The 24,995-nt window shown below is 41.6% G+C and carries 19 protein-coding genes; 12 read left to right on the top strand and 7 right to left on the bottom strand.

Annotation, left to right across the window (positions count from 1 at the left end; translation table 11 throughout):
* The first annotated feature begins 5 nt into the window (after positions 1-5).
* The 5 genes from ACRWQM_RS12475 to ACRWQM_RS12455 all read left to right on the top strand — a co-directional run bounded on the left by ACRWQM_RS12475 (position 6) and on the right by ACRWQM_RS12455 (position 4,982).
* Positions 6-626 (top strand): tetratricopeptide repeat protein, encoded by a 621-nt coding sequence (locus ACRWQM_RS12475; protein ID WP_434928668.1) that lies wholly within the window; start codon positions 6-8, stop codon positions 624-626.
* Between the two features lie 11 nt (positions 627-637).
* On the top strand, positions 638-1,870 hold the full coding sequence (bamB, locus tag ACRWQM_RS12470) for an outer membrane protein assembly factor BamB (protein ID WP_434930210.1): 1,233 nt from the start codon (positions 638-640) through the stop codon (positions 1,868-1,870).
* Between the two features lie 104 nt (positions 1,871-1,974).
* Positions 1,975-3,438, top strand: coding sequence for a ribosome biogenesis GTPase Der (gene der, locus ACRWQM_RS12465; RefSeq protein ID WP_226410532.1), 1,464 nt, complete (start codon positions 1,975-1,977; stop codon positions 3,436-3,438).
* 231 nt (positions 3,439-3,669) lie between these two features.
* Positions 3,670-3,984 (top strand): hypothetical protein, encoded by a 315-nt coding sequence (locus ACRWQM_RS12460; protein ID WP_434930209.1) that lies wholly within the window; start codon positions 3,670-3,672, stop codon positions 3,982-3,984.
* An 11-nt stretch (positions 3,985-3,995) separates the two neighbouring features.
* Positions 3,996-4,982 carry a BamA/TamA family outer membrane protein gene (locus ACRWQM_RS12455; RefSeq protein ID WP_434930208.1) on the top strand — a complete coding sequence of 329 codons (987 nt, stop codon included), beginning with the start codon at positions 3,996-3,998 and terminating at the stop codon, positions 4,980-4,982.
* 166 nt (positions 4,983-5,148) lie between these two features.
* On the opposite strand, the gene ACRWQM_RS12450 is transcribed toward ACRWQM_RS12455, so the two are convergent.
* From ACRWQM_RS12450 to ACRWQM_RS12435, 4 genes are all read right to left on the bottom strand, one after another.
* Positions 5,149-6,756 carry a DUF3300 domain-containing protein gene (locus tag ACRWQM_RS12450; protein ID WP_434930207.1) on the bottom strand — a complete coding sequence of 536 codons (1,608 nt, stop codon included), beginning with the start codon at positions 6,754-6,756 and terminating at the stop codon, positions 5,149-5,151.
* A 74-nt stretch (positions 6,757-6,830) separates the two neighbouring features.
* Complete coding sequence (locus ACRWQM_RS12445) at positions 6,831-8,177, bottom strand: ATP-binding protein (protein WP_434930206.1); 1,347 nt, start codon at positions 8,175-8,177, stop codon at positions 6,831-6,833.
* Positions 8,178-8,182: 5 nt separating this feature from the next.
* Positions 8,183-8,860, bottom strand: coding sequence for a response regulator transcription factor (locus tag ACRWQM_RS12440; protein WP_434928674.1), 678 nt, complete (start codon positions 8,858-8,860; stop codon positions 8,183-8,185).
* Positions 8,861-8,862: 2 nt separating this feature from the next.
* Positions 8,863-9,204 (bottom strand): PepSY domain-containing protein, encoded by a 342-nt coding sequence (locus tag ACRWQM_RS12435; protein ID WP_434928675.1) that lies wholly within the window; start codon positions 9,202-9,204, stop codon positions 8,863-8,865.
* 258 nt (positions 9,205-9,462) lie between these two features.
* Between ACRWQM_RS12435 and ACRWQM_RS12430 the strand changes: the two genes are divergently transcribed.
* Both ACRWQM_RS12430 and ACRWQM_RS12425 read left to right on the top strand, forming a co-directional pair.
* On the top strand, positions 9,463-10,401 hold the full coding sequence (locus ACRWQM_RS12430; RefSeq protein WP_434930205.1) for a choice-of-anchor H family protein: 939 nt from the start codon (positions 9,463-9,465) through the stop codon (positions 10,399-10,401).
* A gap of 129 nt (positions 10,402-10,530) precedes the next feature.
* Positions 10,531-11,208, top strand: coding sequence for an OmpA family protein (locus ACRWQM_RS12425; RefSeq protein WP_434930204.1), 678 nt, complete (start codon positions 10,531-10,533; stop codon positions 11,206-11,208).
* A 123-nt stretch (positions 11,209-11,331) separates the two neighbouring features.
* On the opposite strand, the gene ACRWQM_RS12420 is transcribed toward ACRWQM_RS12425, so the two are convergent.
* A complete protein-coding gene (locus ACRWQM_RS12420; RefSeq protein ID WP_434928678.1) occupies positions 11,332-11,565 on the bottom strand; it encodes a hypothetical protein in 234 nt (77 codons plus the stop codon).
* Positions 11,566-11,661: 96 nt separating this feature from the next.
* On the bottom strand, positions 11,662-12,987 hold the full coding sequence (gene xseA / locus ACRWQM_RS12415) for an exodeoxyribonuclease VII large subunit (protein WP_434930203.1): 1,326 nt from the start codon (positions 12,985-12,987) through the stop codon (positions 11,662-11,664).
* Positions 12,988-13,105: 118 nt separating this feature from the next.
* Here xseA and guaB point away from each other — a divergent pair, with 118 nt between their 5' ends.
* From guaB to ACRWQM_RS12395, 4 genes are all read left to right on the top strand, one after another.
* Complete coding sequence (gene guaB / locus ACRWQM_RS12410) at positions 13,106-14,578, top strand: IMP dehydrogenase (protein ID WP_226410523.1); 1,473 nt, start codon at positions 13,106-13,108, stop codon at positions 14,576-14,578.
* 110 nt (positions 14,579-14,688) lie between these two features.
* Positions 14,689-16,266 carry a glutamine-hydrolyzing GMP synthase gene (gene guaA, locus ACRWQM_RS12405; RefSeq protein WP_434930202.1) on the top strand — a complete coding sequence of 526 codons (1,578 nt, stop codon included), beginning with the start codon at positions 14,689-14,691 and terminating at the stop codon, positions 16,264-16,266.
* A 101-nt stretch (positions 16,267-16,367) separates the two neighbouring features.
* On the top strand, positions 16,368-16,910 hold the full coding sequence (gene tadA, locus ACRWQM_RS12400) for a tRNA adenosine(34) deaminase TadA (RefSeq protein ID WP_434932037.1): 543 nt from the start codon (positions 16,368-16,370) through the stop codon (positions 16,908-16,910).
* 134 nt (positions 16,911-17,044) lie between these two features.
* Complete coding sequence (locus ACRWQM_RS12395; protein ID WP_434928681.1) at positions 17,045-17,608, top strand: discoidin domain-containing protein; 564 nt, start codon at positions 17,045-17,047, stop codon at positions 17,606-17,608.
* Between the two features lie 843 nt (positions 17,609-18,451).
* Here the strand turns inward: ACRWQM_RS12395 and mltF are convergent.
* A complete protein-coding gene (gene mltF, locus ACRWQM_RS12390; RefSeq protein WP_434930201.1) occupies positions 18,452-19,897 on the bottom strand; it encodes a membrane-bound lytic murein transglycosylase MltF in 1,446 nt (481 codons plus the stop codon).
* Positions 19,898-20,334: 437 nt separating this feature from the next.
* Between mltF and purL the strand changes: the two genes are divergently transcribed.
* Positions 20,335-24,216, top strand: coding sequence for a phosphoribosylformylglycinamidine synthase (purL, locus tag ACRWQM_RS12385; protein ID WP_434932036.1), 3,882 nt, complete (start codon positions 20,335-20,337; stop codon positions 24,214-24,216).
* Positions 24,217-24,995 lie beyond the last annotated feature (779 nt).

The following is a 24,995-nucleotide window of genomic DNA, read 5'->3' as shown; positions in this document are numbered from 1 at the left end:
TGCGCGTGGAAATTTATAGCACAGAAGAACAACAAGTAGATGCTATCAAGCAGTTCGGTAAAGATTATGGCGCATCTATTATAGTCGGCGCTGTAGTAGGTTTAGGCGGTTTATATGGCTGGAATACTTATTCTGATATGAAAGTGACCGCATCAGAAGAAGCCTCTGAATCTTTTGATAAATTGGTTGTTAATGCAGCCAATCCAGCATTATTTATTGAAGGTGCTGAAAGCTTCGTTAAAGCTCATGATCAAAAAGGTTACCAAGCATTACTGGAATTAATGACAGCGAAAGCGGCTGTTGAGTCTGGTGATTTTGTTAAGGCTGAAGATGCTTATAAGCGCGTTATTGTTGCTAAGCCTGGCTCAGGTATAGATATGGTGGCAACGATCCGTTTAGCACGCTTACAAGCTGAGCAAGACAATGTTGGCACTGCATTAAAAACATTGGAGGCTGTCACTGATGATGCGTTCAAATCGCAACGCGAAGAATTAAAAGGTGATTTTTTGATTCGTCAAGGCGATGTAGACAGTGCAAAACAGGCATATCAAACAGCAATTGATAATGGCGGTGCATTAACTAATCCAGCATTGACAATGAAGTTAGATAACCTAAACAAAGCATAAGGAATTACCCAATGAAGTTATGGTGTAAAAATTTCCTTGCCGTTGGGTTAGGTATGGCCCTTATCTCTGGGTGTTCTTCAAACGATGTTGAAGAAGAGCCGGTTAGTGAGCTAGTCGAAATTCAAGCAAGTGTATTCCCTCAAGTGAGTTGGAGTACCAGTATTGGTAATGGCGTAGGTGATTATTACTCACAACTTCGTCCAGCAATACGTTATGGCAAAATTTTTGTAGCAGATCGCAACGGCAATGTGAGTGCTTATGATCAGCAAACCCTAGAGTTAGTATGGGAAAAGGACTTTTCTAGCGAGTTTGAAGAAAAACTGAACATTAAAACCAAAGGTATACGTTTAGCCGCCGGTATTACCGCTGCACGTGACAAAGTGTTTGTGGGCGGTGAAACCGGTCTGTTAGTGGCATTGGATGAAGCAACTGGTGATGTTGTTTGGTCAGTACAAGCTAACGGTGAATTATTATCTGCGCCCACAGTTGCAGAAGATGTCGTGACTGTTCACAGTAGTAAAGGTGCTTTTGAAGCATTTAATATCGACAGTGGCGAAAAGTTATGGAGTCATGACATGCAGCTTCCGAATCTAACCCTACGCGGTACAGGGTCGGCGGCATATGAAGCTGGTGGATTTTTTATTGGTACTGCTGATGGTAAAATTGCTGTTGTAGTTAAAAACAGTGGCCAAATTGCTTGGGAGCAAGCTATTTTTACCCCAACTGGCGGTAATGAATTTACCCGCATGGCTGATGTGGATATGACGCCATTGATTTTAGGGGACAATTTATACGCCATTAGCTATAACGGTAATTTAGTTTCCATGGAGTTACGCACTGGTCGAGTGATTTGGTCACGTAAGTATTCAAGTTTCAACGAACTTGCAGAAGCCGGTTTAAGTTTATATTTAGTGGATGATCGTAGCCGAATTTATTCGGTTGATCGCCGCAATGGACTGGAACTTTGGAGCAATTCGGCCCTTAAAAATCGTGAACTTACTTCACCAGCCATTATTGGTCAGTACTTAATTGTAGGCGATTTTGAAGGTTATCTTCATGTATTAAATCGTGAAGACGGTGCCGTTGTTGGCCGAGTTGAAGTTGATAGCGATGGCTTATATGGCCAACCTTTGGTTGTAGATGATAAAATTTATCTACAAACTCGCAATGGTACATTAGCTGTTGTAACCCTAAACGGTGACGGCAGTGTTGCAACAAACGAAGAAGTTGCTGCTGACGAATAATTTCGCAGCAGCAATTTTTAGACAATAGAGTATAATGTACTCTATTAGAGCCCCTGGAAGCTTTCCGGGGGCTTTTTATTGAGAAGTATTTTAGAGGCAAAATCATGATCCCTGTAGTGGCCCTTGTTGGGCGACCCAATGTCGGAAAATCGACGTTATTTAATCGTCTAACACGCACCCGTGATGCATTAGTCGCCGACTTTCCTGGCTTAACTCGTGACCGTAAATACGGCCGAGCGTTTTTAGCTGGCTATGAATTCATTGTGGTTGATACCGGCGGTATCGATGGCTCAGAAGAGGGGATCGAAACTAAAATGGCAGAGCAGTCATTAGCTGCTATTGAAGAAGCTGATGTTGTTTTGTTTATGACCGATGCAAGAGCAGGCTTAACGGCTGCTGATTTAGCTATCGCTCAACATCTACGTAGTCGCGATAAAGTCACCTTTGTTGTGGCTAATAAAGTCGATGGTATTGACGGTGACTCTGAGTGTGCTGAGTTTTGGTCGCTTGGTTTAGGTCAAGTGTATCAAATGGCCGCGGCTCAAGGCCGTGGCGTTACCAACATGATTGATTACGCCTTAACACCTTATGCTGAAGCTATGGGCATTGTTCGTATCGAAGAAGATACTGGTGATGTTGTAGAGCGTGAATATACTGAAGAAGAAGCTGAGGCTGAACAAGCTCGCTTACAAAGCTTGCCGATAAAGTTAGCGATTATTGGTAAACCCAATGTCGGTAAATCAACGCTTATTAACCGTATTTTAGGTGAAGAAAGGGTTGTTGTTTATGATGAGCCTGGTACCACCCGTGACAGTATTTATATTCCGATGGAACGTGAAGGTCGTGAGTATGTCCTTATCGATACCGCAGGTGTTCGTCGCCGCAGTAAAGTACATGAGGTCATTGAAAAATTCTCTGTTATTAAGACCCTTAAAGCCGTTGAAGACTGTAACGTTGTGTTACTTGTTATTGACGCCCATGAAGGTATTGCCGAGCAAGATTTAGGTTTGTTAGGTTTTACCCTAAATGCTGGCCGGGCATTAGTTATCGCGGTAAATAAATGGGACGGTATTGATCAAAATATTAAAGACCGCGTAAAAAGCGAATTAGACCGCCGTTTAGGTTTTATCGATTTTGCTCGTATTCACTTTATTTCTGCACTTCATGGTACGGGTGTAGGCCATTTGTATGAATCTATTGAAGAAGCTTATGATAGTGCGACACGTCGTGTGAGTACTTCAATGTTGACTCGTGTTATGCAAATGTCTCAAGATGATCACCAGCCACCATTGGTGAATGGTCGCCGAGTTAAGCTTAAGTATGCCCATGCTGGTGGTTATAATCCGCCAATCGTCGTGATACACGGTAACCAGGTAACTAAGTTACCCGATTCGTATAAGCGTTATATGATGAATTATTTCCGCCGTTCATTGAAGGTGGTTGGTACGCCAATTCAATTACGTTTCCATGAAGGTGCTAACCCGTTTGAAGGCCGTGGCGAGAAGTTAACTTTAAGCCAAGAGCGTCGTCGTAAACGTGCTACTAGCCATATTCGTGATCGCAAATAAGATTGTGATTCATAAAAAGCCTGACTTGTTCAGGCTTTTTTGTTTTTTTAACATGCCTGCCTATCAGTCTGCTTATTAGATAAAGCTTAATGATGTTTATATTAAATCAAGCTTTCTAGTATGGGCTACTGAAGCGGTATAATGATTCGATGATAGCTAATATATTTTTGAGAGTTTCAATATTTTATGTGATTTTTTAAGTCTCTATAGATTTAGCCACTAGGGAGTTTAATGAACAGACAATACCGAGTATTAATCATTTTGGCTTTTCTCTATCCTGGGATGATTCATGCCGCACCCGCTGCGAATGTTAAATCTTCAGTGAATCGGATAGACAATAGCGCAAAAGTGAGAGAACAACTCATTTTACCTTATGCTTTTAGCACCGATACCATGGGAGTTAATTTAGGTGTGGGTGCCATGTTAAGTGGTTACTATCAAGATCAAATGACGCTGGGGTTAACGGGTTTTACAGGTGATGTCAGTAGCGGGATTGGTGGTGGGGTATGGAACTTTATGTTACCTAAAACCGATCGGTTTTTTTAAGTGTCTACGGCATGATCGGCTATTATCCACAGCAGCGCGCTTATGCTGATCCTAGAGAAAGTTTTATTGATCAACATATGCCACTTTCAGGCAGTAATCATTCTTCTGCGGAACAATATTTAGAAGCTAATGGCTCGTCAAATTGGTTTGATATTAAATTAGAATACGCTTTACCTTGGGGAGCCACGGAAGCAGGTGGCTTGGTCAATTATGAGATTAAAAATGGTTTATTAGTTTCAGCGCCAAGCGGTGGTAGTCAATGGAACCCATTAACCACTGGCGCTTCGGTATTAGTGCTTAGGCAATTTAACCGCTACCAGAGTTTTGAATTTGAAAATGACAAACTCGATGGGGCAGTCCATGCTATCGAGTTAGGCATTTTATACGACAATACTGATTTTCCGATTAACCCGTCATACGGTAGCAGTCAATACTTATCCATTTCCCATGATGCAGGATGGTTAGAGTCAGATAGACAGTGGTCTTTTATCAATTTAGATGTTAGTAAGTACTTCTCTATAGGTCCTTCTGAATATGCTAGCCAAAGGGTCATTGCTTTGAATTTCTGGACCGGTTACTCGCCGTCCTGGGAGTTAGAATATAATGACAATAATGATCGCCGAGTCACAAATAGCGCCCCCTATAATGAAGGGGCTACTTTAGGTGGTTTTTATCGTATGCGCGGCTACGATCAAAATCGTTTTCATGATAAAGCGGTTATTTATGGCACTGCTGAGTATCGTTATACCTTGAAGGCCAACCCAATCGAAGATATTCGTTGGTTACGTTTTTTGCACTTAGATTGGTTTCAGTTAGTGGGTTTTGTTGAAGCAGGACGAGTGGCAGAGTCGTATAAGACGAGTGAATTATTAAGTGATATAAAATATGACTATGGGGTATCAATTCGAGCCATGATGGCTGGATTAGTTATCCGCACTGACTTAGCAAAATCGGATGAAGGCACTAATGTGTGGATAATGGTTGATCATCCGTTTTAATTCGCTTTTTTATTGTCACAACGACGATGGCGCTATGATGTTAATATTAGCCTAGCGCTGAAGCTGAACTATAACGGGTTAGTAAAGTCTGCTAATTATGGGCCAAATTAATGATCAAAAAAAGCTAACACAATCGTGTTAGCTTTTTTGCACTTAACTATTATTATCAACGCTCGATTCCACGCGATTTTGAACCACTGGTATTATGGCTAGGTTGTCTCTGTGGCGCAGTTCTCGCCGATGACTGCCTACTGCTATCTGCTTGCCTATTACTACTGGCCTGCCTGTTAATCTCTTGTCTTGCTGGCGGCTGTGCTACCTGATGGCTCGGCTTACTTGATATTTGGTTATTAAAGCTCTGATTACTCGGTTTTTGACGCGACAGCTCTCTGGTATTATTCAACTCCCTCGACGCTTTAGCTGGCTGTTGGTCAGCGTTATTGGTTTGTGTACGCGTAACTTGTTTAGTCGTTCTGGTGTTTCTATCATTGTTTTTATATTGTGCAGGTTCCTTTTGGCGCTGCAGTTCGCGACTGACTCGGTCGTGTTGGCCAGGAGTAGTATTGGGTTTAGTATTCAGCTGTTTATCGTTCAACTGTTTATTATTCAACTCTCTATTCTTTAATTGGCGCTCATCGATACTGCCCGAGCGATTACCGGTGAATGCATCATCTCGAGTCATTTTATTATTTGAATAATTTTGGCGTTCTTTGCCCGCTAGCTGTAATGATTGATTCACTCTATGCTGAGGTGAATTATCCACTTTATAAGCCGCTTGACTGTTATGTGAACGTGGCTCTTTGTTCAGTGTTCTGCTTTGTGCTTGCTGCGTGTTATTACGCATGCTTCTCGCCTGTTGGTGTTGTTGATAACGCTGTGGCGAATCATAACGTTTACTCACCGAGCTGCTGCGATAGGCTACCCCATGGCGATGGGTAGGTTGATGCTTCCAGCGCTTCGCACCACTGCTGTAGGCAATTTTACGTGAAGGTTGATAATAATTGCTATGACGGTGATTAATCACAACCACACGACGTTGAGACCAATGTACAGAGCCAAAGAAGTAGTTAAAATTAACATAGACGCTTGGTCCCCAATAAATGGGTCTGTGGTATGCATAGACTGGACGAGTATACCAATATACTGGCGGATAAGCGTGCCAATACCAGTTACCATAAACCACTCGAGTGTCGTAGTAAGGCACATAAATCACTTCTGGCTGAGCAGGCTCAATAATGATCTGTTTCTCTACTTTGGTGACTCGCATATTGTCCATGTTATCAAAGCTATTAGCGTCATCCGCCTGGCGGCGCAAGGTTTGCACCATGGCTAATACGGCTTCTTCATCTTGTAAGAAGGCATCCCCTAGGTTTTGAACCCAATCAAGGTCGTCATTTAGCTTTTCTAATACGCTAGGAAAAGCGGTTAATGCGATAACACTAGGGTCCCATGACTGACCTTCAGCTAACTGCATTCTGGTGCTGACATCGACATCTTTTTGTTTTTTCACCCAGCGATTAGCCTGGACTAGCTCTAATGGATAGGTAGTGGCAATCAGAATGTGAGTTAACAGGCTATCAGGGTATAACGCGATAGGGGCGAGTATTTGCGCAAGTTCAGCTTCTGAAATAGTCTCTTCAGCGATACCTTGTTGTCTTTGCTCAGATGTTGATTGAGCAGCGTGGGCACTAAACAATGGCATGGCAATAATGACAACTGACATTATCGCAAATATGCGTATAAATAGTGACGGTAGTGAGTTAGTCCATTTCATATTATCTCCAACACTCTGGCTAAGTTAGGGTGATAATACAAAACTGAAAATGAACATAAGCTGAAAGCAGCATTTTATAATGTAAATGTTAGGCTAAATTTTGCGCCGCCTAAATAGTTTGATTTACCGACATTCAGTTTTCCTTGATAGCTATTGACTAAGTCACTCACTATCGCCAGCCCAATACCGTGACCTTGCTGATAAGTATCAGCACGCGCTCCGCGTTCAAATATTAAGGTTTGCTGCACTTCAGTCAGCCCTGGTCCATCATCCTCTACAATGATATGTAAGGAATCTATGGTGGTTTCTACAGTTAGTAATACTTGATATTTTGCTGCTTTACAGGCGTTATCAAGTAAGTTGCCTATCATTTCACTTAAGTCTGTACTGTCGCCTTTGAAAATCGCAGCTTGGTCATTATGTTGCGTGAGCTGATAATCAATATCTTTGTGACTGTCATGGTAAATTTTACTTAAGGTACGGACTAACTTTGTTGCGGTGTCGTCGACATTAACCCCTAAGTGCCAGGCATTTGCTGCGACGCTTTGGGCTTTTTTCAGCTGGTAACCAATAATATGATTGATATGATCAAGCTGCTCATGGCTATCTTGATTTAGTTCTGGTTGAGATTTAATTACTGCTAATGGGGTTTTTAAGCTGTGGGCTAAATCTGATAAGGCATTACGATAGCGTTTACGTTGTTGTTGTTCAGTATGCAGCAACACATTGAGCTGCTTTGCTAAAATGCTTAATTCATTGGGATATTGTTGATTAAGTTCAGTCAGTTTACCTTGTTCAACCAGGGTTATTTCATCGCTGAACTGGCGTAAAGGCTTAAGTGTCCATGCCAGCCAAATAGCTTGAATTGCCACTAAAACTAGCATCAATATACCAATCCAACTCCACAGAGTACGATTAAACTCACGGGCCTGTAATTGATAATCTGATTCATCTTTAATGATGTGGATTGTTATGGGAATAAGTTGCTTGTTAAGGGCAAAGCTAACGGTAAAACTAAACACAACATGTTTAGTTTTATCTATTTTAATCCGGTAAAACTGGCTTTCACCGACCGGTGGTTGTTGTAGCGTTGGGGTTTTAAGGCCGAAAAAAGACCCTGAAGACCACACCACTTTATGTTGTTCATTACTCACCAATGCATATAAACCTGAGCCAATAACATTGAATTGATTTTCGACCAAATGGGGAGGCATGTTGACGTCGCCATTGTCGACTTCTGTGACCGCCAATATGCTATACATATAGGCATTTAGCTGGTTTTCTATCGATAAGGCGATTTGTCTCTCGAAGGCTTTATTGACCGTAAAACCAATAGCTGGCAATAACACCACTATCAGTAACAAGCCACTTAATACAAAGCGGGCTTTGAGTGAATGTCGCCAATGCCTAGTTGCTGTCATGGTGGTTAATCTTGCAAAGAACGCAGGCGATAACCTTGGCCACGCAAGGTTTCAATCAATTGATATTGATTGTCGGGATCGAGTTTTTTTCTAAGCCTGCGAATAAATACTTCAATAACATTAGAATCTAAATCAAAGTCTTGGTCGTAAATATGTTCAATTAAAGTCGATTTTGAAATGACTTCACCTTGATGCAACATCAAATATTCAAACAATTTAAATTCAGAACTGCTTAGGGTGATTGGCTGTTGCAGAAGGCTTAACGCTAGTGTTCGGGTATTTAATTGCAAAGGGCCGTTATTGATAACAGGGCTGGCTTGCCCTGCAGAGCGACGAATCAGTGCATTTAAACGAGCGGATAATTCTTCTACTTGAAAAGGCTTGGTTAAGTAGTCATCAGCGCCAGCATCTAAACCTTTTACTTTGTCTTGCCAACCATCTCTAGCCGTTAAAATTAAAATAGGGTAGCTGATCCCTTGCTGACGTAATTGTTCAATTAAGCTAATGCCGTCAATTTTTGGTAAACCGACATCGATAATCGCCGCATCAAATAGAGTTTCTTGGGCTTGAAATAAGCCGTCCTCACCATCAGATGCTACATCAACACTGTAATTTGCCTGTTGTAAATGCTGGACTAGATTGGCTTGTAAGCTTAAGTCATCTTCAACTAATAATATGCGCATTGTTAATTCCTCGACACTGCGCCGGTAACGGCATTTACGCTAGCATAAAACACTACGCCATCATTGCTGAGTAATTTAACACTATACCCTGGGTTGCCATTCACTTGGCTTGACTGTACCCGCAATACTTTGCCACCAAATTGGCTTTGAGCACGACTTGAGGCTTGTTGAGGGCTTCTTATCACTAAATTTTGCTGCTTATTATTTTGTGGTCCGGGTTGCTGCAACACGGCAAGGTTAAGCACAACTGACGATATTTGAGCGGAACTTGGCAAGCTAATGCATAGCAAGCTACACAGCAGGGATACCAATATCATTACGCTTTTTAAGGGAGCCAGATTCATGTGTTATTCCATTTAGCCAAATTAGTACGCGGTTGAAGTATTCACTGCGATCACAATAATGGTGAGTCATTTTCTGCAAAATCAATCATCAGTGTAAAAGATCCTCTTCAGTTTAGAAACAGTTAACAAACTATAAGATTGATTATCGAATAATGAAAATGAATACAGACTGAATATAAAATTTTTCTATTCGTTCAGCTTCGATTCATTTTGAATAGTCTTTAATGCACTTAAGCGAGAAGTCATTAAGGAATTATTATGCAGTCGAATTACTCAAGATTAGCGACACAAGTAAAGGGTGTTCTTATTGGTAGCATGATTATGGGCAGTTTATGCGCATCGTCATCGGTTATCGCCGATAATAATATATCTACACCGCATGCCGTAAGTGAAGGTCGAGTGGTTAACAATCAAGCTGCGACTTTTGTTAATGAAGACAGAAAAAATCAAATTGAAAAGCTTAAGCAAAGCGCAAAGCGACTCAATAACAACCAAAGTGTAAGTAAACCATTATTGATAGACCGTGATGCACGTATTGCAGCATATCAACAAGGAACAATCGCGCTACCTGAGCTGAAGTTATCTGAGCAAAAGCCCGCCCTAACTAAGAATGCAACTAAACTGAATCAGGTAACTCAATTACAGGTTCAGCAGCAACAGCAAACCTATGTTGGTTATCGCGATTTCTCTGTCTATCAAGCCCATAGCCGCTTGTTTGACGATATTGATCAAGACGGATTCTACCAAACCTTTAGCGTGACATTCGATGCTGACGTGTATGGTTATACCCTTAATGAACCGGCCAATGTGTATGCCGAAATGTATTTAAGCCGTAACGGAGGGCCTTGGGAGTATTATTATACTACCGATGTATTTACCATTTATGGTGAATCAGAAGATGATGATTTTGAAGTGCTGACCACATTGAGCCAAGGGTATAAAACTGATTATTACGATGTGCTAATCGATTTATATGAGTACGGTTATACCGATGTGGTTGCAACCTTAAGTGCAGATCAATCTGATGGGTTATATGCCTTGGCATTAGAAAGCAGTGATCGTGATGTAATTTATCAAGAAGTCATCGTTGAAGAAGTGGTGATAGTTGAGGGGGGAAGTCTGTCATGGGGCGTATTATTACTACTATTTGCAGGCTTATTCAGCAGACAGGTGATATATCTAAAAAATCATAACTAATAAAGATAGTAAAGAAGCGAGTAATCGTTACAATCACCTTCATTTCGAACATTGCCACGTACTAAGTTTACAGGTGATGTTAAAAAGTGGTGTTAATAGCCGCTAAATGTTTTAAAAAGAGAGTAAATAATGAGTCATAAAGTAATGAGCAATGTTGTTAAAGTTGTATTCGCATCAGGTGCGCTTTTATTATCGGGTTGCCAACTCCCTAATCCCTATACAGGTGAAGCTGAAAACAGCAAAGCAACTAACGGTGCCATTATTGGTGCAATAGGTGGAGCCGTTATTGGCGTGGCATCATCAAGTAAAAAAGATCGTGCTAAAGGTGCAGCCATTGGCGCCGCATCGGGTGCTGCGTTAGGTGGTGGTATTGGCTATTACATGGACGTGCAAGAAGCTGAATTACGCAAGCAGTTAAAATCGACTGGCGTAAGTGTCACCCGTAATGGTGATAATATTATCCTTAATATGCCTAATGATGTGACCTTTGCGGTTGATCAAACGGTACTGAGTGCGCGCGCTAAATCAGTATTAAACAGTGTGGTATTAGTTGCCAAAGAATATGATGACACCCGCTTAAATGTCATTGGCTACACCGACAGTTCAGGTTCTGATTCTTACAACTTACGTTTATCGCAAGTGCGAGCCAGCGAAGTTGCTCAATATATTACTAGCCAGAAAGTCAGTGGCTCACGTGTATCTTCTACAGGTATGGGCGAATCAAGCCCTATAGCCAGCAATGATTCTGAGCAAGGTCGTGCGCAAAACCGTCGTGTTGAAATTGTGCTTACCCCTATGGGTAAGTAGTTGGATGACGAGCTGTTGTTAGTTGTGTAATGCAGTAACAAACATAAAAGCCACCTTGCGGTGGCTTTTGTGTTTAAGCTGTTTTTTATTTTCGAACTAATAAGCTCAATAAGCAGTCAGAGGTTATGTGTATGTGGCAGGCACTTCTTTGGAGTCTTTGACTGATATATCTTTTTTAAGTGTTAATACAATCATCATAATAATACTTAAAAAGGGGATGAAACTGGCAATAAAACCTATTGCGGTAGTCATCGCTGGATTATCTGTTTTACGTTTTGCCAGTAAAGCGATAATAATGGTAGATATAATTAGCCAAACAATAAAAAATTGGCCTAAAAAAGTTGCATCAATACTCATTGATAGAAGTCCTTATCTATAGCATTATTTTCCAGCTTACCTTTTGATTATATTATCCGCAACCTAAACGTTACAGGGTTAAAGCATAGTATGGGCTCAAATCACTTTTGATATCACTTGCCCGTTTTTCAACTGGGTTGTAAGCCGGTCACCTGAGTTCACCTTGGTGGCATCAGTTAACACATGATCGTTGTGTTTGGTTATCGAATATCCCCTGGTTAAAGTTGATAATGGGCTCACTGTCTCTAAGTGGTGCACCGCTTGTTTGAGGCGTAACTCGGCATGGTTAAAATACTGTTTGGCTGCGTCATTAAAGCGCGTCTCTAAAAACTGTAAGCGATTAGCTTCAACTTTTAAACTATTCACAGGTGAGCATTGTTGTAGCCTGCTGTGTAATTGTTGCTGTTGCATCGCCAAACGGTTTAATCGATGTTGTAAGGCATGTTGTAAACGCATTTGCATTTCATCAAAACGTTGTTCAAATTGCTGTAAGCGTCTGGCGGGATCATGACGTTGTAGTTGATGTTGTAGTTGATTTAACCGACTTGATTGATGTAATTGGTAATGACGAATACTTTGTTGTAAACGCGACAACATCAATGCCAGCTTTTCGGCTTTATTGCCTTTGTCTTTTGATAAGAGTTCAGCCCCAGCAGAAGGTGTTGGCGCACGCACATCGGCTACATAGTCGCTGATGGTAGTGTCTATCTCATGCCCCACAGCACTGACAACGGGAATTGAGCTGTTATAAATAGCATGGGCGAGTAATTCACTATTAAAGCACCACAAGTCCTCTAGTGAGCCACCACCGCGGGTTAATAGTAATACATCCACTTCAAGGCGCCGATTGGCTATTTGAATCGCATTACAAATTAACTGACTTGCCGGGCCGCCTTGTACTTGTGTCGGATAAACAATAACTTCAATAGAGGGGTCTCGCCTTGCGAGTACATGCAGTACATCGCGAAGTGCTGCGCCCGTTGCAGAGGTTATTACCCCAATACGCTGGATATTATCAGGCAGTGGGCGTTTAGTATCTGCGGCAAATAATCCTTCTGCTGCCAATTTCATTTTTAGCGCTTCATATTCTTGCGCTAATAAACCATCACCTGCAGGCAACATAGATTCAATTAATAATTGATAATCTCCACGGGGCTCATAAACGCTTATCGCGCCTTTGACTAATACTTGCTGGCCATTAACAGGGCGAAAACGCACTGCTTGATTACGACCTTTAAACATCGCACAACGAATTTGAGAGAAATTATCTTTAAGCGTCAGATACCAATGGCCAGAGGAGGGCGATGAGAAGTTTGAAATCTCGCCATTAAGCCAAATTTTACCCAATTGACCTTCAAGAATTTGCCTGACTTCGCCGTTTAATTTGGAGACGGTATAAACATTGTTTTTTGTGGCACTCATGACTGTTCTTATTCTAAGGGTAATAAAAAGCTATTTTCCATTTACCAACTGCAATATGCAAGGTATAATCTCGCCGCAATATTTCACCTCAAATCCTACTTACTAGGGAGATGTTGCCATGCTACGTTTACTGAAAGATGCACTAACCTTTGATGATGTGTTGTTGGTTCCTGCCCACTCGACCGTACTCCCTAATACCGCTGTCCTTAAAACTCGTTTAACCAATAAAATCGAACTAAACATTCCACTTGTGTCTGCTGCTATGGACACTGTGACTGAATCTCGTCTTGCTATCGCTATGGCGCAAGAGGGCGGTTTAGGTTTTATTCATAAAAATATGAGTATTGAGCAACAAGCCGAAGAAGTTCGTAAAGTTAAAAGTTATGAAGCTGGTATCGTTCAAGACCCGGTTACCGTAACCCCAGCAACAACCTTGACTGACCTACGTGAGTTAACAGAGCGCAATGGTTTTGCCGGTTACCCTGTGGTGAATGATGCCCATGAACTTGTGGGTATTATTACCGGCCGTGACGTACGTTTTGTGACTGACTGGAGCAAAACTGTTGCTGACATGATGACGCCAAAAGATCGCTTGGTGACTGTCGCTGAAGGCACTAAGTTAGATGAAGTGCAAAAATTAATGCACTCTCATCGTATTGAAAAAGTCCTTGTGGTTGATGGTAACTTTAAACTTAAAGGCCTAATCACAGTTAAAGATTTCGAAAAAGCTGAGCGTAAGCCAAATGCATGTAAAGACGAATTAGGTCGTTTACGTGTTGGTGCTGCGGTTGGTGCAGGCCCTGGTAATGAAGAACGTGTTGATGCCCTCGTAAAAGCCGGTGTTGACGTGTTATTAATTGACTCATCACATGGACATTCAGAAGGCGTATTACAGCGCATTCGTGACACCCGTGCTAAATACCCTGATTTACAAATTGTTGGCGGCAACGTGGCAACGGCTTCTGGCGCATTAGCGTTAGTGGAAGCAGGTGTTAACGCGGTGAAAGTAGGTATTGGCCCTGGCTCAATTTGTACTACGCGTATTGTAACTGGCGTCGGCGTGCCACAAATTACTGCGGTATCTGATGCGGCCGAAGCTGTGCTTGCACTGGGTATTCCGGTTATCGCTGATGGTGGTATTCGTTTCTCTGGTGACTTAGCCAAAGCATTAGCAGCCGGCGCATCATGTATTATGGCGGGTTCGATGTTTGCTGGTACTGATGAAGCTCCGGGTGAAACCGAGCTTTACCAAGGCCGTGCTTATAAGTCATATCGTGGTATGGGCTCACTTGGCGCAATGGGTCAGACTCAAGGCTCATCAGACCGTTATTTCCAAAGCGACAACGCTGCAGACAAGCTCGTTCCTGAAGGTGTTGAAGGCCGCGTACCTTATAAAGGTAAGCTGAAAGAAATTATCCATCAACATATGGGTGGCTTACGTTCATGTATGGGCCTAACAGGTTGTGCGACCATTAAAGATTTAAATGAAAAAGCGCAGTTTGTTAGAGTGACTTCAGCTGGTATGGGTGAATCACATGTTCATGATGTGACCATTACTAAAGAAGCACCGAACTACCGTTCAGGCTCTTAATCGATTAGTTTCCGATAACAGAGCGACGTAAGTCGCTCTGTTTGACACTATTTCAAATGGCTTAAACACTGTGTTTAGGTTATGCATTAATCAATATTTGAAGGTAATCCATGAGTAATATCCATGAGCATAAGATACTGATCCTTGATTTTGGTTCTCAGTACACCCAACTTATCGCCCGCCGTATTCGTGAAATTGGCGTTTATTGCGAACTTTGGGCTTGGGATGTAAGCGAAGAGCAAATCCGCGGTTTTGCCCCAAATGGTATTATTTTAGCGGGTGGTCCAGAAAGTGTGACTGCTGCTAATTCTCCACGCGCTCCAGAATACGTGTTCAACGCTGGCGTACCTGTCTTAGGTATTTGTTACGGCATGCAAACTATGTCTGAGCAGCTTGGTGGTAAAGTCATTCAAGGCATAGGTGAAGGTGAGTTTGGCTATGCTCAAATAGAGTTACAAACTACTTCTGCATTATTCAAAAGCATTGAAGATGCTGTTAGCGCCGAAGGTAAGCCTCTTCTTGATGTGTGGATGAGCCACGGTGATAAAGTGTCAGCCATTCCAGAAGGTTTTGTTGCTGTCGCTAAAACCGATACCTGTCCTTTTGCGGCAATGGCCAATGAAGACAAAAGATTCTACGGCGTACAATTTCATCCAGAAGTAACCCACACTCGTCAAGGTCAGCGTATGCTTGAGCATTTCGCCCTTGAAATTTGTGGTTGTCCAGCCAACTGGAAACCGTCATCGATTATTGAAGACGCGGTTGAGCGTTTAAAGCAACAAATCGGTGATGATGAAGTTATTTTAGGGTTATCTGGCGGAGTAGATTCATCGGTTGTGGCCATGCTGCTGCATCGTGCTATTGGTGACAAATTAACCTGTGTGTTCGTTGATAATGGCTTATTACGCTTAAACGAAGCTGATCAAGTATTAGAGATGTTTGGCGATCACTTTGGACTCAAAATTGTCCATGTCGATGCTGAGAATCGCTTTTTAGATGCATTAGCATCAGAAGCAGAACCAGAAGCTAAACGTAAAATTATTGGCCGCGTATTTGTTGAAATTTTTGATGAAGAATCTAAAAAATGCGCCAATGCTAAATGGTTAGCCCAAGGTACTATCTATCCTGATGTTATTGAATCAGCAGGAAGTGCTACAGGTAAAGCGCATGTAATTAAATCACACCACAATGTTGGCGGATTACCTGCCGATATGAAGATGGGCTTAGTTGAGCCATTACGTGAGTTATTTAAAGATGAAGTGCGTAAAATTGGTCTTGAATTAGGCTTACCATACAATATGCTTTACCGTCACCCATTCCCTGGGCCTGGTCTTGGGGTACGCGTATTAGGCGAAGTGAAGAAAGAGTATTGTGACTTACTGCGCCGCGCCGATGCTATCTTCATTGAAGAATTACACAAAGCAGATTTATACAACAAAGTCAGCCAAGCGTTTACCGTGTTTTTACCTGTACGATCTGTTGGCGTAATGGGTGATGGCCGTAAATATGATTGGGTTGTATCATTGCGTGCAGTGGAAACAATCGACTTTATGACTGCGCATTGGGCACATTTACCTTATGATTTCTTAGGGCGTGTATCTAACCGGATTATCAATGAAGTAGATGGTATTTCCCGAGTAGTTTACGATATATCAGGTAAGCCTCCAGCAACGATTGAATGGGAATAATGCGTCAGCATTAAGCCTACTTATTCATAAAAAAGACGCTTCGGCGTCTTTTTTATTTGCTAGAATAGCGCCGTACAATCATTGCCTAGGTTAATAAAGTGATAAACACCCCAGAAAAAGACACTCAAGAAGCTATCGACATTAAGTGGATGCGTGTTGCCATGCAACTTGCTGAGCTAGCAGAGCAAAAGGGCGAAGTGCCAGTGGGTGCTGTATTAGTCAAAGATGATGTGATGATTGCCAGTGGTTTTAATTTAAGTATTTTAAATCAAGACCCTACCGCACATGCGGAAATGGAATGTATTCGCCAGGCGGGTAAAATATTAGCTAACTATCGTATGTTAGATACCACCTTATATGTCACCTTAGAGCCTTGCACTATGTGCGCGGGAGCCATGATCCACAGCCGTATTAAGCGGGTGGTTTATGGTGCAGATGATTTAAAAACAGGCGCAGCGGGGAGTGTGATGAATATACTGCAACATCCAGCATTTAATCATCAGCTCGAAGTGACTTCTGGTGTACTAGCGTCAGAATGTGGTAATCAGTTAAGCGCTTTTTTCTCCCGTCGCCGAGCTGAGAAAAAAGCCCTAAAACAAGCACGGCAGTTAGCTATCGAGCCCGATGGCATCAAAGGCCGTTAAGCATATTGTTTTAGCAAAAAATCATTTGTTAAATATCACAGTTTTTACAATTCCTTCTAAATAGTCTACGTAATTTCAATGTGTTAACATATAATACCGCTTCTTTTATAAATCGGAAATGAAGCAAATTTTATATGGAATTGAAAAAAACAACACTAGGATTATTGTTGATGGTTTTAGCTGGGTGTGGCGGCAGTGAAGAATCTTCTATACCTGAAGTAGAACAACCTAAACTCCAAAGAAACTTAGCATCAAAAGACAATGGCGCAACAATAGAAGCATCTTATGATGCTCAAAATGCTAAGCTATTAATTGATAATGATATTCTTTCAAGTGCATATTGGTCTCCTAATGTCAGTGGAGACTTCTTCGTAATAGATTTTGGCCAGATAAGCCATGTCTCTTCAATTGAGCTTTTTGCTGAGCCGCTTATTTGGGAATCGAATTTTTATACTATTGAAGTATCAACAGATAAAATTAACTGGACTAAGACCTGGACCATGATGAATCAACCGGGAGTAATCCAGTGTTCTCAATTTAAGATGGGTCCTTCTTCTGGCAGCATGAAATGTACATTTGATAGAGATAATGCTCTTTATGGTCCCGATGCACGATATTTAAAAATTACCATGACAAGTCCGAAACAAGAAGATATTTCTAGAACCCTGTTTAAAGAGATTATTGTTGACGGCAAATAATGGCTAAGATTGTTATATAACAGGTTTTATTTTGGATTATAGCCATCATTAACCAAGAGATTGAAGAGGCATATAACATCTATTCTGTTTATCGCCTCTACAATTGCTTAGACCAAATGTCCTTAGGCATCTAATAATTACTCAGACTCCTCATCAAATCAGTTCAATTTACTTGTTCTAGGGCATTCACGGTTTTACTTATTTATCCTACTATTACTACCCCTTCAGCTTATCATTTGTTAGGTGTGAACTCAGAATATGAAGAACAAAATTTTAAATACTGGTAAATAGAGATTCAACCCATTAAAAAATTACTGCCACATGAGAGTGGCATGCTAGCCGCTATTGCCGATTTTTCCCTAGCTTACAAAATTGTCCTTTCTAGTGGGTTACTAGTAAGCTTTTTACTACAGGCAATTGTTTGATTTTAGCTTGGTATTGATAGCGACAGGAGTTGATTCTCATCGTTGAAATATTCAGTACGGCGATTGGAACAAAGTGTGGCTTTATTGAAGGTGACTAAAATGACAAAATTGTGCTTATAGGAGATGCTTGCGCCAGTGTGGCAGGGATTAGTATTTTTGGGCCACTCATTAATTACACTTTAAACTCCCGCTAAAGATCACATATTTAATCGGATTTGTTTTAAAAACGATCAAAAGGAATAAAAAAACGGATGCCTAGGCATCCGGAGTTTGGAAAGAGAAGAAAATATGCTGTCTATTCTTGATACGTCTTTTTTGCAGTTTTAACATCACCCGCCTGCGAGACATAAAATTACTTGCTAGTGGTCTTTTCATAATGACTCCATATACATTTTCGACTGGTATTATAACATCAATGCTAACCCTTAGGGGTTGTTGTTGAGTCTGCTAGTGGTTCTATATTGTCGGCAACGGCTTCAGGCGTTGGCTCTGAGTCGATAATGTCTATTTGCTTAGTTTGATCATCAATCCAGACGAGCGTGTCATAATAACGACGAATACTATCAACGTAATGCACAGCTTCACTTCCACGAGCATAACCATAGCGCGTTTGTTTATAATATTTAGATTGCTGTAATAAAGGCAATACCTTTTTGACATCTCGCCAAGCATCGGGGTCCATTCCCATCGATTCTGTTAGTCTACGGGCGTCTTCCACATGTCCTAAACCAATATTATATGAGGCGAGGGCAAACCAAATCCGTTGATTCTCTGGAATAGTTTCAGGTAAGCGCTCCATCATATCTTTTAAATAAAATGCACCGCCTCGAATACTTTGCTCTGGATCAAGCCGGTTATCGACTCCCACATAAGCCGCTGTAGGAAGCGTTAACATCATCATGCCCCTAACACCAGTTGGTGAGCGAGCTGAAGGATTCCAATGGGATTCTTGATAACTGGCAGCGGCTAATTTACGCCAATCAAAGTCGCCAGAATATTGTTCAAACATACTGCGGTATTCAGGTAACACATTATCGATAGCCCGGATAAAAGCGCGGGTATCGACATAATCAAACCGTTTAACGTGACCAAAATACTTTTCGTTTAAATGCTCTAAGGTGCCCGCGCGCTTTTCATTATGCCAAAAAGCCAGTAATTTACTCATTAAGCGATCACTTTCATCAGGTGGTAAAAGCCACACGACTTCAAGCTTCTCTTCTAAAATCATACCTTCACGTAACTCGGGTAAAAAACGTTGGTTGATTAACAAGCTGTTTGAATCTGCAATTGTGTAGTTGATGTCGCCATTGGCCACTAAAGCGAATAAATCTTCGTAGTCTTTATCATTTACCTGATTCCACATTAAATCGGGATGATTTTTTTGCAACTGGGTTAACGTGTGTATAGAAGACGAATTAGACGCAACCGTGATTTCACCCGCTAGATTGGCAATATCCTTAGGTTCTGGGGTGCCTTCTTTATAAACCAGTACTTGATTAACCTTGTACATGGTTGGGCCAAGTTTAAATTGCTTTATGCGGTTGGGGGTTTTCGCGATACCGGCAGCAATAATGTCAATTTTACCTTGCTTAAGTGCACTAAATAATTGTTTACGGTCAGTAAAAGGTACCATTTGTAATGGTACACCTAGATAATCAGCAAACTTGCTTGCCATTTCAAAATCAAAGCCTGACTCTCCCAACTCTTCCGAGTTAAGATAAATTTGTGGACCATAAAGCGTGCCGACACGAAGTTCAGTTTGCTTTGGTGCTGAAGATATAATGTCTTCTATTTGTTGTTTTTCGGCTGGCTGACAGGCCGAAATAAAAATAACAAACAAAATGGTGGTTATTTTTTTTGTCATATTTTTCAATAGATTATTTAATAAAATAGTTGTTGGGAATCAAAATAAATGGCTATTGTAAGCTCATGCAGAAAGAGTGTATCGCTAAGCTGTTGGGTATTTTATGCCGCCTACTTTAGCAGGAGTTATTAAAATCGCATAGTGTTGGTTAAAATAGCAGCGGTTATGCTGAGCTAAATGATGAAATCGCTTTGTCAATGTTATGCCAATGTTGAGCCAATGTTAAGGCTGGGGTGCTTAACAAGGCTAATTATCCATAACCTTTAGTATAGAGGTTAGATTGACTTTTTGGGTTTTGCTTTGCTTTGTTGGCTCGATATTTTGTCTATTAGGAAACACTGTTTTCAAACAGCATGGTAGGTGATTTGTACTGTGCAATTCCCTATAATAGCGCCAATTCTGACCCTCCTATATAATTTATAAGGTGAATAGACGTGATGGAAATCATTCGCGGAGCCCCAGCACTTTCTGCATTTAGAGTTCAAAAACTCATCGAGGCCTGCGACAGCGCAGATCTTCCAGTGAAAAGTATCTACGCTGAATATACGCATTTAGCTGATTTAACTGAACAATTAGATGATAACGAGCGTGTTCAGCTTGAACGAATTCTTACCTATGGCCCTGCCATTGAGTCCCACGCCCCACAAGGACAATTAATTTTTATCACGCCTCGTCCTGGTACTATTTCGCCTTGGTCTTCCAAAGCTACTGACATAGCCCGTAACTGCGGCTTAATTAAAGTAAAGCGTTTAGAACGTGGTATTGCCTACTATGTTGAATCACAAGCGTTAACGACTGAGCAATATGCCCAGTTAGTGAGCTTATTACACGACCGCATGATGGAGGTTGTACTTAACGATTTCGCCGCTGCAGATGTGTTGTTTGCCCGCACTGAACCTGCAAAATTCAAAAGTATTAATATTCTTGCCGAAGGTCGCCGTGCATTAGAAGTGGCTAACGTCAAATTAGGTCTGGCCCTGGCTGAAGATGAGATTGACTACCTAGTCGAGAACTTTGTGCGTTTGAAGCGTAATCCAAACGACATCGAGCTGATGATGTTTGCTCAAGCAAACTCTGAGCATTGTCGCCATAAAATCTTTAATGCTGATTGGACAATTGATGGTGAAGTTCAGCCAAAATCATTGTTCAAAATGATTAAAAACACTTTTGAAGTGACTCCAGATTTCGTGCTGTCAGCGTATAAAGACAATGCAGCGGTAATGACTGGGCCTGTTGCGGGTCGCTTCTTCCCTGATCCAGATGGCGTTTATAACTACCACACCGAACCTATGCATATCTTGATGAAAGTGGAAACCCACAATCATCCAACCGCAATTAGCCCGTATCCTGGCGCGGCTACAGGTTCTGGCGGTGAAATTCGTGATGAAGGTGCAACGGGGCGTGGTTCAAAACCTAAAGCAGGTTTAACCGGCTTTACTGTTTCTAACTTGAAAATTCCGGGTTTTGTTCACCCATGGGAAGATAATTACGGCAAGCCTGACCGTATCGTCACACCACTTGAAATTATGCTTGAAGGCCCACTAGGTGGCGCGGCATTTAATAATGAGTTTGGTCGTCCAGCGATTACTGGTTATTTCCGTACCTATGAGCAGCAAGTGTCTAGCCATAACGGTGTGGAAGTACGTGGATACCATAAGCCAATCATGATAGCGGGTGGTTTAGGTAATATTCGTGATGAGCATGTGCAAAAAGGCGAGATTACCGTTGGCGCTAAGCTAATTGTATTAGGTGGCCCAGCAATGAACATCGGACTAGGTGGTGGTGCAGCATCTTCTATGGCTTCAGGCCAATCAAGTGAAGATTTAGATTTTGCCTCAGTACAACGTGAAAACCCAGAAATGGAACGTCGTTGTCAGGAAGTTATCGATCGTTGTTGGCAGTTGGGTGACGCGAATCCAATTCAGTTTATTCACGATGTAGGTGCGGGTGGATTATCGAACGCCTTCCCTGAGTTAGTAAACGATGCAGATCGTGGCGGGGTGTTTAATTTACGTAACGTGCCGTCAGATGAGCCAGGCATGAGTCCGCTTGAAATTTGGTGTAACGAGTCACAAGAACGTTATGTATTGTCTGTTGCGCCTGAGAATCTACAGCAATTTGCAGATATTTGTGCCCGTGAACGTGCACCTTTTGCCGTTGTTGGTGAAGCGACTGAAGAAATGCATCTAACGCTTGCAGACAGTCACTTTAACAACAAGCCAATCGACTTACCGCTTGAAGTCTTATTAGGCAAAGCGCCTAAAATGAGCCGTGATGTGGTATCTGCTAAAGCGGTTTCACCCGCGTTAGACCAAGCTAAAATTGATGTTAAAGAAGCGGTTAAGCGTATTTTAAGCTTGCCTACAGTGGCAGATAAAAGTTTCTTGATCACCATTGGTGACCGTTCAGTTACCGGTTTAGTTAACCGTGACCAAATGGTTGGCCCTTGGCAGGTGCCAGTTGCTGATTGTGCGGTAACGGCATCCAGCTATGACAGCTACTGCGGTGAAGCTATGTCTATGGGCGAACGTACTCCGTTAGCTTTGCTTGATTTTGATGCATCTGCCCGTATGGCGGTGGCTGAATCAATCATGAACATTGCAGGCACAGATATTGGCACATTTAAACGCATTAAGTTGTCAGCAAACTGGATGTCTCCAGCAGGTCACCCTGGTGAAGATGCCGGTTTATATCAAGCTGTGAAAGCCATTGGTGAGGACCTTTGTCCTGAACTTGGTATTACCATTCCTGTCGGTAAAGACTCAATGTCGATGAAGACGGCCTGGGAAGATAACGGCGTGCAAAAAACCGTAACTTCACCTATGTCGTTAGTGATCACCGCCTTTGGTGTAGTACAGGACATTCGTAAAACAGTCACGCCAGAACTTCGCACCGATAAAGGCGATACCGCTTTATTAATGCTCGATTTAAGCAATGGTCAAAACCGTTTAGGTGGCTCTTGTTTAGCGCAGGTTTACAGTGAATTAGGCGATGTTGCGCCAACATTGGATAAAACTGCTAACCTAGCAGGCTTCTTTGAAGTGATGCAAAAATTAGTGGCTGACCAAGCTGTTATCGCTTATCACGACCGCAGTGACGGTGGCTTATTTACCACATTAGTGGAAATGGCTTTTGCCGGTAATACTGGCTTAAACATCGATTTAGCCAGCTTGAACGGTACTGATTTAGAGCGTTTATTTAACGAAGAATTAGGTGCTGTTATTCAAGTTAGCCAAGCTGACGTTGTTAATATAGCTGCTTTGTTTGAAGCTAAAGGGGTAACTTGTCATAACATTGGTGGCCTACAAGCTGCTGATATGATTAGCATCACTGATGGTCAGCGCATTATTTTTGCCGATACTCGCACCGCTTTACGGACGTTATGGTCTGAAACCACTTACCGCATTCAAGCGCTACGTGATAACCCAGAATGTGCTAAAGAAGAGTTCGCGCTTAAGCAACAAGCTGATGCACCGGGCTTAACCGTTAAGTTAGCTTTTGATCCAAGTGTTGACGTTGCAGCGCCTTATATCTTAAAAGGTTTAGCGCCTAAGATGGCTATTTTACGTGAGCAAGGGGTTAACTCTCACATTGAAATGGCTGCGGCATTTGACCGTGCTGGCTTTGAAAGCCGCGATGTTCATATGTCAGATATTCTATCAGGACGTATTAGCTTGGAAGAATTCCAAGGCTTAGTGGCGTGTGGTGGTTTCTCTTACGGTGATGTATTAGGTGCTGGTGAAGGTTGGGCTAAGTCAATTTTGTTCAACAGTCGTGCCCGTGATGAATTTAGCCGCTTTTTTGAGCGTGACGCTAGCATTGCTTTAGGTGTATGTAATGGTTGTCAGATGTTATCTAACTTGAAAGAAATCATTCCAGGTAGTGAACATTGGCCACACTTTGTCCGTAACCGTTCAGAACGTTTTGAAGCACGTTTCAGTCTGGTTGAAGTGCAACAAACGCCATCGGTCTTTTTTGAAGGCATGGTAGGTTCGCGTATGCCTATCGCTGTTTCACATGGCGAAGGTTTAGCGGAATTTGCCAATGCACAAGCATTAGCAAAAGCTGAGGCGTCAGGCACTATTGCATTGCGTTATGTTGATGGCCATGGCCAAGTTGCGACTCAATACCCTTTAAATCCAAATGGTTCACCAAATGGTTTAACGGGTGTGTGTACGACTGATGGTCGTGTAACGATTATGATGCCGCACCCTGAGCGTGTATTTAGAACCGTAGCCAACTCTTGGCACCCAGAAGAGTGGGGCGAAGATAGCCCATGGATGCGTATGTTCCGCAATGCTCGAGTTAAGATTGGCTAGTTAGTCTTAAGCTTAGCGCTGTAAATTGAACTAATAAAAAGGTGACTATTTATAGTCGCCTTTTTTATTTTTATCGCTAAAACATTCCGTTACGACTAGTGGTAGAATTGTTAGGCGTAAAAAAGCCCATTCAGTGATGAATGGGCTTTTTTGTCTCAATCATCGTATTGTTTAAAAAGACAATGATTGGCTATTTTGCGCTAACAAAATATCAAGTAGGATAAAACGAATTATTTCATTTCTTTTGCGTTGTACATCTCAACAAAAGCACGCTTGTATAAGCTGACAACGTTTTCAAATAATTTAGTCATAGCAACATCTCTTAGATCAATAAGTTCAGTAATTGAACGATAAAAAACACCTTGGGCTTAAGATAACGACTCCCTGGCATGTATGCTGCTCGTTTTCTTAATACGTATATCATACTGAGATTGAAGTTTGGGTTCAAACGAGTAAAAATGATTATTCGACATTAGATAATCTAATGGTTTTCTTGTGTTATTATTGGTTTTAATTTGTTGTGTTTTTTATTTTTCAATTGATTTTTAAGGTTTTTATATATAATTTTTAATTTTATAATATTTATATAATTAATCCATTATTGGTTATCCTTACCATTTTATACTTTCTATTAACAATTGGCGTAAGTTGTGACTTTTATTGTTGATTAAGGTCGATGCGTTTTTTGTTTCCTAGCAAGTGGCATGTTTTTGTCAATACCTAAAAGTTGGGGGTGATATATGTGATAGTCGGGGGGATGATTTTTTATGATTAAATTG

This window comes from Shewanella sp. HL-SH5, assembly GCF_051163755.1.
In the GTDB taxonomy this organism is placed as follows: domain Bacteria; phylum Pseudomonadota; class Gammaproteobacteria; order Enterobacterales; family Shewanellaceae; genus Shewanella; species Shewanella glacialimarina.
This window is presented reverse-complemented; position numbering and strand designations above follow the sequence as displayed.